Below are 11,357 nucleotides of genomic sequence, written 5' to 3'. Positions count from 1 at the left end.
GACTTGTCACTGTTTACTTTTCAAAGTCCAATCCCTTAAAGCGTTCTTACGTCTGCTTCTCAAGGTTTCTGCCATGCATTTCCGCAAGCAGCTTATTTATAATATCACTTTGCCATTTCTTTGTCAACACCTTTTTATCATTTTTTAAGCTTTTAAACTCAATTTTGATTTAATTTAGCGTTTTGTTCAACGGCTCAGTTAGTATACCTCCGCTTGGGTATTTCTTTCAAGTTAAGGCAAGGCTATTTTAGACTATTATTGTAATTTATCAGGTATATATTCTATTTTTCGAATTAAAGCCCTATTTTATGTAGCATATTCCCTGTCTTGATTTCAGATTTTATATACCCTTGTTCAAAATCAGCTTAATAAATATCGCCGTAAAGGCTTGAAAAAGCTCCTTTCCAGTTATTTAAGAAATATAACCGGAAAGGAGCTTTTTCTAATTATCCTTATTGATCGGGGAAAATACCTATATATATTATTAGCATATATGCACAGCTCTTGATTATTTCAAATTATCAGGGGAATGCCAATAAGTCCCGGCATATAGCTAATATGACATAGCTTAAAGCTTATACAAATATTTCTTGAGCAAGGTTTCTATATATAACGCTTTACTCATTTGTAATATATTCATCCTCTTTTTGATACAGTTCTTTCAATTTTTTTATGTATGACATATCTCCATGGAACAAGATATGAAAAAACATTTCAATAAGCTTGTCCTTGTTATCTGTTTCAGAATATATTCTTTCAAGATAATATGCCCAGATAGTCGGCTTGTTTAAATACTTGCGCCTGCTTTTTTGCAGCGCCTCGATACAAAGCTTTTCCGCAGCTTCATATTCTTTTTCTTCAATAAGACTTTCAACGGCAATTGTTCTCATTTCATCTATATGGATATTTTCTATCAGATATTTATCTGCCGCCTTCTTCCCTTCTATCCTTTCAATAATTCCGTGAATAATCACATGCTTATCGGCATAATCCTTTCCATCAAACATCTTTCCGAAAATATAAAAAATATCGTAAATTCTATTAGCCTGCTTTTGGTTGCAGACTAAGCAGACAGCCGTTCTTAGAAGCTTATATCCGTAATCAGGCCAATCATGGAATGCTCGTATTTGTACGCTCCTTATAATACTGTCAAAATAATAATCCTTATTATATTCATTAGCTGTTTTACACAAGCCGCCTATTCCATTAATACATGCCTGTATAACCTCTGTAAGAGCTCCTGATGATGCATCTGCATGAAAGAACAGCTTAACCGCCTCCTGCAAAACTATTATGTAAATATCAAAAGTCCTTCTTGGGTTTATGTTGATTTTTGCAATCTGTATGATGGACATCATTTCAGTGCACACTATAATACATCTTCTTTCATTTACAAAGCCTTCATAGGAATTCAGAAGTATAGCTATTCTTATTTTATTTTTGATATCCGATATAAGTTGGTCGTCCATTACGGTATATTCCTCCTGTTATCTGGCAATTTTTACTGCTTAATTTAAGCATATACACATCTGCATTTTAAGGAAACGCCGACACTCTGTTCTTTAAATAAGAAGCTTCTCACAGATATACCCTTTTAATAATCTGTTGATATGCCGTTAATTTTTAGATTTTCTTTGTTTTACATAATGTGAATTTAAAACGAGCTGCACTTCCAGAGTATAATTATTATATTCCAGTATTTTAGCGGCATCCAATACAATATTTTTATACTATTTCAAAGTGCTTTATTTTACGTTTTGTAAAATATGACTATATTATACTTTTACTTTAAGCAAATGTCAATATATTTATTGGCATTTTGTGAAAAAATATACTTGATATTTTTTGATGATGATATAATTAATTCACATAATGTGAAAGGAATTCTATGGATACTAATATTATTGGAAAGAGAATTAAAAAGCTTAGAGAAAAGAATAATTTGAATCAATTGGAGTTTTCAAAAATTTTAAATATAAGCAATACTACTTTATCTCAGTATGAAGCTGGTAATCGAACACCTAGCGATGAAATCAAGGAAAAGGTTGCTGATTATTTTAACGTATCCGTTGATTATCTTCTTGGCAGAACTGAAAGATGTAATCAGGCAACTGCAAATTTACCAATTACTGATGACATTAATGTTTCAGATTTACCGGATGAGGCTATCAGCCAGATTAAGGACTATATTGAATTCGTCAGGCAGAAATATAGCCCTGATAAGAATAAATAAGCAAAAAAATTATTGCTTTGGCAAGGTGAATGTATATTATAATTTATGAAAAAAATGCTGAAAAATTATGCGGAGAACCTCCACTTCAATTTTAGTTTTAACAACCCAAATTTCAGCGGAGGCACGCATTTGTTCTTTCAGACTGTTCTCCTCATTTTCAGTACAGCTGCAAACTGGTTTCATTGGTTAATTGCATTGCATGCATATTTTGTATGATTTTACATTTTAAAGCCAATTTCATTATACTTTTACCTGCCGTAAAAGTCAATATGTTTTTTGTCATTTTGTGAAAGATTATTCTTGTTATTTTATGATGATGGTATAATTGATTCACATAATGTGAAAGGAATTCTATGGACACGAACATTTTAGGGAAAAGAATTAAAAAGCTCAGAGAGAAAAAGCATTTAAACCAGCTGGAGTTTTCTAAAATTCTAAATATCAGTAATACCACCTTATCTCAGTATGAAGCTGGCAACCGTACCCCCAGCGATGAAATTAAGGAAAAGGTTGCCGACTATTTTAATGTATCCGTTGATTATCTGCTGGGAAGAACAGAAAAGTTCAATACAGAAGGGAATCCTCCGGAAAGCGAGCATAATAGCCTTGACGTTTCAGATTTGCCGGAGGAAGCTGTAAGACAAATAGAAGACTATGTTGAATATCTGAAGCTTAAATATGGTTCCGATAAGTAGAATCCGGAAGAGCTGCCAGCTTTCAGTGTTTTCGCTTGTTTTATTATATTTGCTTTCTTACGGTTTTATATTCATCATAAAACCGGAAATACGGGCAATCGTCAAAGGAATTCTTCATAAATTTGACCATCTCATCCTCGTCTAAATTTACCTCACATTCATAGCAGCAATATTCCTCATCATAAACATAATATACACAGCAGTCGCAATTTGTTTTCCCTGTCATTCTCCGCACCTCTCAATCCGGTAATTTTATTTCGTATTATATTTTAAACAGCTTATAAAACTTTAAAAACCTTTCTGCATTTTCACTGTTTTTGAGCCCTTCATATGCCTTACTTATTATAAGGTATAATTCCGGATTATTCAATTCTGTTGAGAGAGCCATTTTAGCCAGCTCCAAAGCTTTTTCAAACTCACCCTTCTCAAGTGACAGCTTTGCAAGCGCATATACTTCTTCAAGGCTTGCTTTTTCTCTTTCCGCATAGAAAGAATTATTGTATACCTCTTTTAATACTGTCCTTATTTTATCGGCTGAAAAGGGCTTCTGTATATATGCAACAGCTCCCAGATTTGTGCAGTCAACCGCATTTTTTACTGTCGCGTATGCAGTGATTATTATTACAGGTGTTTTTATCCCCATTCCCCTGATTCTTTTTAAAACCTCTGTTCCCCGTATTTCGGGAAGCTTTATGTCCAAAAATACCAAGTCAAAGCTATTGGTCATAAGCATTTCCAAGGCCTGCTTGCCGTCGCCGGCAGTCATCACCTCATAGCCTTCAAGCTCAAGACATTTGGTTAAAATCATCCTTATATTTTTTGTGTCATCCACAACCAGTACTTTCATTCTAAATCCTGCTCCTTTTCTGCCGTATATAGGGTAAAGGTAAAGCTGCTCCCGATATCGGGCTCGCTTTCGCACCATATTCTTCCATTGTGTGCTTCAATTATTTCCCTTACAACCGCCAGTCCCAAGCCTGTACCCCGGAATTCCATGTCACCGTCCCTTACCTGTACAAATTTTTCAAATATTTTTTCGTGGTATTCCTGAGGAATTCCCATTCCTGTATCCTTAACAGTAACATAGACTATATTCTTTTCTTCTTTGGCAGTTATGGTTATTTCATCACCTGAATCTGTATATTTTATTGCATTTGATATCAAGTTGTTTAACGCCCATGTTATTTTCTCGAAATCAGCCAGCACATAGGAGTTTTCTTCCTTATTATCATAATACAGGGTCTTTCCCTGCTGTATCACGAGCTGAATAAACGGCTTTACCGAGCACTGTATTATATCCTTTATGGGATATTTTTTGAATTTAAAAACAGCCTTTGCAGACTCAATTTTCATCAGCTCCAATAAATCATTGACAAGCTTTGTAAGCCTGTTGCTGTCCTCACGGATAGCTTCTATGAACTGTCTCTGATCCTCGTTTAACCGCCCCATTCTTTCTTCCATCAAAACATCCGTTCCCATCATTATTGAAGTCAGAGGCGTTTTAAATTCATGGGATATGGTAGCGACAAAATCCGTACGTATTTTTTCAAGCTCTTTCAGCTGCGTAACATTCTGGAAAATTACTATTATTCCTGAGAGGTTGGCATTGTTGCCTTTAACTGTTGTTACAATTATGTTGAAATAATAATCCTCGTTGCCTGACCGTATAAAAAATATCTTTTGCTGTGTTTCGTCCTCTGATTTATATGCATTTGAAATAAAGTCAAAAATTTCACCGTTTTTTATACCCTCAAGAAAATGTCTGTTTGTCAACGCTTCTTCACTGACATTAAAAAATTTTTCAAATTCATTATTTAATAGAATTATTCTGTATTCTGTATCAAGTACCACAAGCGGATTTGAAATACTTTTTACTATTGCCATTGATCTGTTCTTCTCCAGAAGCAGCTTTCCAGAGGTACTCTGCTCATATTGCAGCAGACGTTTTGTCATATTATTAAACTCTACCGACAGCTCCCCGATCTCGTCCTTCGTATTTATGACTGCCTGCTGGTTTAGTTCTCCGGCCTTGATTGACCTCATATTCTGAGTCAGCAGGGTAATAGGCATCAGAAACCGGTTGGTGAAAAACCTGGATACCGCAAAACCGCCTATAATAGCAAAAATAGAAATACCAAGCACCAAATACATTGAATTTTCCGCATTCTCGGTAGCCAAGGTCTTGCTGCTGAACATAAACCTTTCATTCAGCACACTCAGCTGCTTGAGTTCATTTTTTATTTTTATAAAATCATGCATCATCTTTTTGTCATAAAATTCATTAGCCTTATTCACACCCTGTTGACTACGTATTTCCTGCAAATCAAGAAACAGGCTTACATAGCTTGTATATAAATCCTTTATGGCATCGATAATCTCATTTTCTCCGCTTTCACTGACATTGTTGGCATTGATATTATACCATCTCAGAAATTCCTCATTATTTATTGCAAATAGGTTTTTCCCTTTTTGCGTGTCTACGTTTATATAAATAAGGACTGCGCTGTCCTGACGCTCAATGGACTCCATCATTTTTGTAGCCGAGTTTATACTTTTGTAGTTTGCTATCATCAGGCTGTCAATTGATTTGCTCAAATTAAAAAGATTTATTGAAGCAGTTGTCCCCACAATTGCAATAAGTACAACAAGCCCCACATACAGTAATGATATCTTGCTCTTTAATGTTTTTATCATTTATAATCCCCTGATCCCAATATATTCATATACAGCCATAGCCAATTATACCGGCTGAAAACCCGATAATATCAGCAAAATTTGGGTTTTGAGGCTAACCTCTGCAGCAGCTGTGCAAAATTAACCGCACAACAAGCTGATTTATATACAGTATATGTTCTGAGGTATTTATTTTCAATAACTAAAACTACCTTATTAGCCTTAAAAAATGATATGCGAATATGAGTTCAAGTGATAACTTCATTTTTTGGCTTAAAACGATATAGTTAAAATTCCAAATTAAAATTTCTCCGCCTTTAATAATAGGGATAAATGGAATTATAATCTAATAAATGTATATAAGACAAATATGACTATACTTTATTTATTTTGAGTATTATAATGATATGTCTGTAACATATTTTTGATAAATTTGTTGAAGTTTTTGAAAAATTAATTCAATAATAATCATGACTAACAAGGGGAAAAAAAATGATTCAGTGGATTAAGGAATTTTTAATAGGGAAGCCTCTAAAAAACGAGGCCATCCAAGGGGAGAAATACAAGGTGATGTGGGGGCTTCCTGTCTTGGCAAGCGACTCAATATCTTCAGTAGGCTATGCAGGTGAAGAAATATTAATAACCTTAGTGCCGGTTATAGGAGCTTTGTCTTTTATGTATCTGACCTATATTTCGCTGGCTATAATAGCATTGCTGATAATACTTACAGTTTCTTACAGCCAGACTATTTCAGAATATACAAACGGCGGAGGGGCTTATATCGTCGCTTCTGATAATCTGGGACATACTGCGGGAGTTACGGCAGGTACAGCCTTATCAATTGATTATATACTTACTGTAGCTGTAAGTATTTCTTCCGGAATAAGCCAGTTGACTTCTGCTTTTCCGTCACTGACAAAATATCATATCATAATATGCATAGCAGCTCTTCTTTTTCTCATGCTGGGTAATCTAAGGGGTATCAGGGAATCCTCCAGAATTTTCAGCATACCGGTTTATGTCTTTATTTTCGGTTCCCTGATTATGATAATTTGGGGAATAATAAAATTTAAAGCCGGTATGGTACATCCGGCAGAGCCAATGCAGCAGCTGAAAGAAACCGGAGCTGTTTCAGTCTTTCTTATTTTGAAGGCATTTTCAAGCGGATGTACGGCATTGACCGGCGTTGAGGCTGTCAGCAATGCCGTACCTAATTTTAAGGAACCTGCTGCCAAGCATGCAAATAAAACCCTGTGGATTCTCTCACTTTTGGTTCTTCTTATTTTCGGAGGAATATCCGTACTTGCTAATATATATCACATCATTCCCGTTGAAGGAAAAACAGTCCTGAACCAAATTGCATTTTATGTATTTGGTAATAATTTTATGTTCTATTTCTATACCGCCACATCCATTCTTATTCTGGTAATGGCTGCCAATACCGCCTATTCAGGTTTTCCGCTGCTAATGTCCATTATGGGCAGGGACGGCTATGTTCCAAGACAGTTCAGTATGAGAGGCGACAGATTAAGCTATTCAACCGGTATAATTATTCTGTCTGCTATCGCCGGGATTTTGATTATAGTATTTAATGGAGATGTAACCTTACTGCTGCCCCTGTATGCAATAGGAGCATTTTTGTCCTTCACCCTGTCACAGTTTGGTATGTTTATAAGATGGAAAACTATTAAAGGAAAGTGGTGGAGGCTAAAGGCATTTATTAATGGCTTTGGTGCCTTAACCACGGCAGTGGCTGTTTTGATTATTGCTTTTGAAAAATTTGCAGCCGGTGCATGGATAATTATAATAGTCACTCCTATTCTGGTTTTAATGTTTCTAAGAATTAAAAAACATTATGTGGCACTTGCAAAGCAGCTGGAAATCAAAGCAGCTGACCTGAAGGACTACAATATACTGGATAACCGTTACAGGAACCATGTTATTGTTCCTATTGAAAGTATAAATCAGTCGAGCCTAAGAGCTTTAAGATTTGCAAAAACCATTTCCGATAATGTTGTTGCTTTTAACATTTCAATAGACAAGGAGCATGCAAATAAGCTAACGGAAAAATATGCGATGCTGGATACGGATATACCTCTGATAGTAAAATACTCACCCTTCAGAAAAGTGGTTTCTCCTCTTCTGAAATTTATAGAATCTGCCGAGTATGATTATAAAAAGGGAGATATGATTACTGTTGTTCTGCCTCAGTTTATTGTAAAATCCTGGTGGCAGAATATAATGCATAACAACACCTCTTATTTTATTAAAAGAGACCTTCTAAAGCACAAGCATATAGTTGTTGCTATGATGCCGCTGCAGCTAAAGGATGATAACTATGTATTAAGAAGCTCCGGCCCCCACAGCTAAAAGGTACAAATATAGCTAACGTCAGCTGAAAATTATAAGCCGTATAAAGCTGCAAAGCCAGTTACTATAGACTGAAAACTGGCTTTGCAGCTTTATGAGTATTCGGCGATATGCTTACGGGCAAGCCTCTTTACTATATTACCTTCACGAAAAATTTTCTTTTTCTCGGTCCGTCAAATTCACAGAAGTAAATTCCCTGCCATGTGCCCAGAAGAAGTCTCCCGTCCTTAACAATGACAGAAGCCGAGCTGCCTATGCAGGAGGCCTTTAAGTGCGCCGCTGAATTACCCTCGCAATGCAGAAATTCCTTTCTGTCCGGGAAAGCCGCCTTCAGCCCGAATAACAGATCATGTACAACATCAGGGTCTGCATTTTCATTAACTGTTATGCCTGCTGTAGTGTGAGGGCAATAAACCATGCAGATTCCATCGGTTATACCGCTTTTGGAAACCGCTTCAGCCGCTTGTCCGGTTATATCGTACATGCCTTCCTTATTTGTTGAACAGCTGTATTCGAAAAGCTTCATGTCCAGTCTCCTTAATTTTGATTTTAAAAATATTATTATACAGCTTATTTAAAATAATGCCAACAGAAAAGCACAATTGATTTTAGTATATCTATATTGAATTTTGCCACTCATGGGGCAAGTACAGGCTTGTTCCTTTAAGCATATCATTAACCAAGCTCTTAATCTCTTTATTGTTGAGCCTTCCGTTTATTAATGTATCATTCTTAAAGGCTTCATACACCAGATTTATATTCCGTTCTAAAGCAGCTTTCAGAATACGTTCATGGTTATCAGCCTGCGGTCTGATGAAATTGAGAATTCCTTCAGGAATTTTGCCGGCAGCAATAGGATGAATCCTGTCTCCTTCAAAAATGGCATTTGTTTCAACAATTGCTGATTTAGGCAGGTTTCTGATTTGAAGATATGAATTGGGCACATTTACATTACCTATCATACGATTGAGCCCGCATAAAGCCTTAATCATCAAAACCCCTTCTTCTCCTGTGGGAGTCAGATCCAAGGCTTCTTCGCCACAAGCAAGGCGTTTGCTTTTTTCCAATCTTTCTTGCAGCTCCTTCTTGCGCCATGAAACGGGTGTAAGAGCAAACCTCCAATAATCTACGGTTTCCGGATTCAAAAGATATGTATCTCCCGGCATAAACTCGGCCAAGTGTCTATCACCTGCTGCTGCAATCAGACCGTATTTATTAAACAAATCAAACTTCACTCTATGGGAGCAGGCGAAAAAATCCTTTTTCCAGTCAGCCTCTTCTTCAAAGCCCTCTTCGAAATGTTTCGCAACATATTCTTTGTATACCGGTATCAGGTCTATGCCTTTATAGGAGGCATAATCAAACCATGTAAAATGATTAATTCCAAGTACATTTACCAATATTTCATTCCGGTTCCAGACTTCATTCCCGGTTTCCTTTTCAAATATGCCCTTCAGCAGTTGCTGGGTGCCAAATACCTCATGACAGCAGCCGAAGGCCTTTATCTTGGGGAAAACATGATATAGCGTTTTCACACAAAGAGACATGGGATTTGTATAGTTTATAACCCATGCCTTTGGACAAAAAGCTTTTATCGCATTGGCAATTTCCACAAACATCGGCAAAGTACGAAGTGCACGTATTATGCCCCCCGGTCCTGTGGTATCCCCTACGGATTGATAAATTCCGTACCTTTCAGGCATATGCACGTCAACTTCCATTTCCTCAAAGGTACCCGGAAGCACAGAAATAACAACAAAATCTGCGCCGGTAAGTGCTTCTCTCATAGTGAAGGCTGTTTCATACCTCCATTTGCTTATAGCCTCTTTTTTTCTTGACACGTTATTTCCTATAGCCTCATTGCTTTTAGCTGCTTCCATATCCGTATCATAAAGCCTTACCGTACCGGAGAGCCCGGGTTCAAGAGCCAGCTCAGTCATGAACACCCAAGCCCAGCCTCTTGAACCCCCTCCAATATATGCGATATTAATGTCTGTAACAATATCCCCCTGATAATTCATAAATAATATACTCCTTTTGTCATATTTCTGCTTTATATTAGATATTATATCAAAAAAAGTATATATTTTTTGTATTATCTTTATTTTTCCAATATTTTTTTATACTGCTTCCGTAAAATATAGTTACTGTAATTCCGCTCTTTTTGCGATGAACAAACTGTTTCCTTCAAAAGCGGAGCCGGTAAAGTCTATATCTGCCAAATTATTGCCAAAATTATTGAATACATTATTTTTAAACTTACAGTTTAAGAATTTCACACCATAGGACAAATCCGAGTTTAAGAATGCTGAATAATCATAACATACGGTATTCTCAGAGAATTCACATTTATCAAATACCATATCTGTTGAAGAAATTATGTCTATCATATTGAAACCCTGACATTTTCTGAATATGCTGTCAGTGAACATAAAGTTCTTACATGAATCAAGCTGCATTATTCCATAACTACATTCCTCAATAACAGAGTTAACGAATTTCAGGTTTTCAGAATTAACCGCATTTATTCCTAATGTTCCGCATCCATAAAAAATGCTGTCCGATATGTTTATATCTGTCGAAGAATCAATTTTCAGCACTCCGCCGTCACAGTCTCCCTTATCAATAGTGTGCCCTGCCTTGATATTATTTATGGATATATTGCTGCAGCCGATGAAATTAAGAACATCTGCATATCTGGGTTCTACAACAATTTCAGCAGGCTTGTCCCCCAAGCCCTCAAGCGTTAAATTTTCAATATCGCTAAACACCAGCTCCTTGCCGTCATATACATCTTCCCAATAAACATTTTTTTTGACACCGATGCTTTGCTTTACTTTAGACAGATTATAGACTCCCGGCTTTAATTTAATCTTTTTATTTGAACCAAGCTGATTATAAAGCTCGTCAGCATTTGATACTGTTACCTCCTGTATTTTAACCACAGGCCTTTTGCCAAAATAAATGCTGTTATTTGCGGCATCCCAGCTGAATTCCTCACCCAAAAGCCTGCAAACCGTTTCAATCGGCAAATACACATATCCATCCGCTGTAAACGGTTCTGCAATTTTTCCTTTCGAATCCCTTGGCTGCGTTAATTCTCCGTCAACATATGTTTTTATACCGTCATATGATGCCGGTATATCCTTTTGCTCCGCAAAAACATTAAATCCCGAAATTAAAATACAAAATGTCACTGCAAATGCAGCCCCCGAAAAAAGACCTCTTAGCTTATTCCTGTTAATCATGCTCCAACCTCCCATAAAATTTTATAAGACTGATTTATAACATATATACTAATGTTTTTACTTTAATAGTTACAGTTACATTATTGTAACCTTAAAGGCTAAAGGTCTTTTTCTACAGCTATTTTGGCCGGTATCGTG

10 protein-coding genes are annotated in these 11,357 nt (G+C 36.4%); 3 read left to right on the top strand and 7 right to left on the bottom strand.

Annotated features, from left to right (window positions below; all coding sequences use genetic code 11):
* Positions 1-617: 617 nt before the first annotated feature.
* Complete coding sequence (locus tag LY28_RS11210; protein ID WP_110462284.1) at positions 618-1,469, bottom strand: hypothetical protein; 852 nt, start codon at positions 1,467-1,469, stop codon at positions 618-620.
* Positions 1,470-1,888: 419 nt separating this feature from the next.
* Here LY28_RS11210 and LY28_RS11205 point away from each other — a divergent pair, with 419 nt between their 5' ends.
* Together LY28_RS11205 and LY28_RS11200 are read left to right on the top strand one after the other, a co-directional pair.
* Positions 1,889-2,233: a helix-turn-helix domain-containing protein gene (locus tag LY28_RS11205; protein WP_110462283.1), complete on the top strand. Its 345-nt coding sequence runs from the start codon at positions 1,889-1,891 to the stop codon at positions 2,231-2,233.
* A gap of 353 nt (positions 2,234-2,586) precedes the next feature.
* Positions 2,587-2,928: a helix-turn-helix domain-containing protein gene (locus LY28_RS11200; RefSeq protein WP_110462282.1), complete on the top strand. Its 342-nt coding sequence runs from the start codon at positions 2,587-2,589 to the stop codon at positions 2,926-2,928.
* Between the two features lie 43 nt (positions 2,929-2,971).
* On the opposite strand, the gene LY28_RS11195 is transcribed toward LY28_RS11200, so the two are convergent.
* From LY28_RS11195 to LY28_RS11185, 3 genes are read right to left on the bottom strand one after another with little or no spacing between them, the layout of a single operon-like run.
* Positions 2,972-3,154, bottom strand: a complete 183-nt coding sequence (locus LY28_RS11195) for a DUF6472 family protein (protein ID WP_110462281.1) — start codon at positions 3,152-3,154, stop codon at positions 2,972-2,974.
* Positions 3,155-3,190: 36 nt separating this feature from the next.
* On the bottom strand, positions 3,191-3,775 hold the full coding sequence (locus LY28_RS11190) for a response regulator (RefSeq protein WP_110462280.1): 585 nt from the start codon (positions 3,773-3,775) through the stop codon (positions 3,191-3,193).
* Complete coding sequence (locus LY28_RS11185) at positions 3,772-5,622, bottom strand: HAMP domain-containing sensor histidine kinase (RefSeq protein WP_110462279.1); 1,851 nt, start codon at positions 5,620-5,622, stop codon at positions 3,772-3,774. The genes LY28_RS11190 and LY28_RS11185 overlap by 4 nt, the downstream gene beginning before the upstream one ends.
* 471 nt (positions 5,623-6,093) lie before the next feature.
* On the opposite strand from LY28_RS11185, the gene LY28_RS11180 reads away from it, so the two are divergent.
* Positions 6,094-7,971 carry an APC family permease gene (locus tag LY28_RS11180; protein WP_110462278.1) on the top strand — a complete coding sequence of 626 codons (1,878 nt, stop codon included), beginning with the start codon at positions 6,094-6,096 and terminating at the stop codon, positions 7,969-7,971.
* 133 nt (positions 7,972-8,104) lie between these two features.
* Here LY28_RS11180 and LY28_RS11175 read toward each other — a convergent pair whose 3' ends face one another.
* From LY28_RS11175 to LY28_RS11165, 3 genes are all read right to left on the bottom strand, one after another.
* On the bottom strand, positions 8,105-8,497 hold the full coding sequence (locus LY28_RS11175) for a secondary thiamine-phosphate synthase enzyme YjbQ (protein WP_110462277.1): 393 nt from the start codon (positions 8,495-8,497) through the stop codon (positions 8,105-8,107).
* Between the two features lie 91 nt (positions 8,498-8,588).
* Positions 8,589-9,992 (bottom strand): family 4 glycosyl hydrolase, encoded by a 1,404-nt coding sequence (locus LY28_RS11170; RefSeq protein WP_110462276.1) that lies wholly within the window; start codon positions 9,990-9,992, stop codon positions 8,589-8,591.
* A gap of 123 nt (positions 9,993-10,115) precedes the next feature.
* Positions 10,116-11,219, bottom strand: a complete 1,104-nt coding sequence (locus LY28_RS11165) for a right-handed parallel beta-helix repeat-containing protein (protein ID WP_110462275.1) — start codon at positions 11,217-11,219, stop codon at positions 10,116-10,118.
* Positions 11,220-11,357: the final 138 nt, after the last annotated feature.

It is taken from the genome of Ruminiclostridium sufflavum DSM 19573 (assembly GCF_003208175.1).
In the GTDB taxonomy this organism is placed as follows: Bacteria; Bacillota; Clostridia; order Acetivibrionales; family DSM-1351; genus Ruminiclostridium; species Ruminiclostridium sufflavum.
Note: the sequence above shows the minus strand (reverse complement) of the source record. Positions and strands in the feature narration are given on the sequence as shown.

Bases quoted from the DNA above. Each gene is read 5' to 3' on its own strand.
- LY28_RS11210 (WP_110462284.1), bottom strand. From the start codon at position 1,469: ATGGACGACCAACTTATATCGGATATCAAAAATAAAATAAGAATAGCT.
- LY28_RS11205 (WP_110462283.1), top strand. From the start codon at position 1,889: ATGGATACTAATATTATTGGAAAGAGAATTAAAAAGCTTAGAGAAAAG.
- LY28_RS11200 (WP_110462282.1), top strand. From the start codon at position 2,587: ATGGACACGAACATTTTAGGGAAAAGAATTAAAAAGCTCAGAGAGAAA.
- LY28_RS11195 (WP_110462281.1), bottom strand. From the start codon at position 3,154: ATGACAGGGAAAACAAATTGCGACTGCTGTGTATATTATGTTTATGAT.
- LY28_RS11190 (WP_110462280.1), bottom strand. From the start codon at position 3,775: ATGAAAGTACTGGTTGTGGATGACACAAAAAATATAAGGATGATTTTA.
- LY28_RS11185 (WP_110462279.1), bottom strand. From the start codon at position 5,622: ATGATAAAAACATTAAAGAGCAAGATATCATTACTGTATGTGGGGCTT.
- LY28_RS11180 (WP_110462278.1), top strand. From the start codon at position 6,094: ATGATTCAGTGGATTAAGGAATTTTTAATAGGGAAGCCTCTAAAAAAC.
- LY28_RS11175 (WP_110462277.1), bottom strand. From the start codon at position 8,497: ATGAAGCTTTTCGAATACAGCTGTTCAACAAATAAGGAAGGCATGTAC.
- LY28_RS11170 (WP_110462276.1), bottom strand. From the start codon at position 9,992: ATGAATTATCAGGGGGATATTGTTACAGACATTAATATCGCATATATT.
- LY28_RS11165 (WP_110462275.1), bottom strand. From the start codon at position 11,219: ATGATTAACAGGAATAAGCTAAGAGGTCTTTTTTCGGGGGCTGCATTT.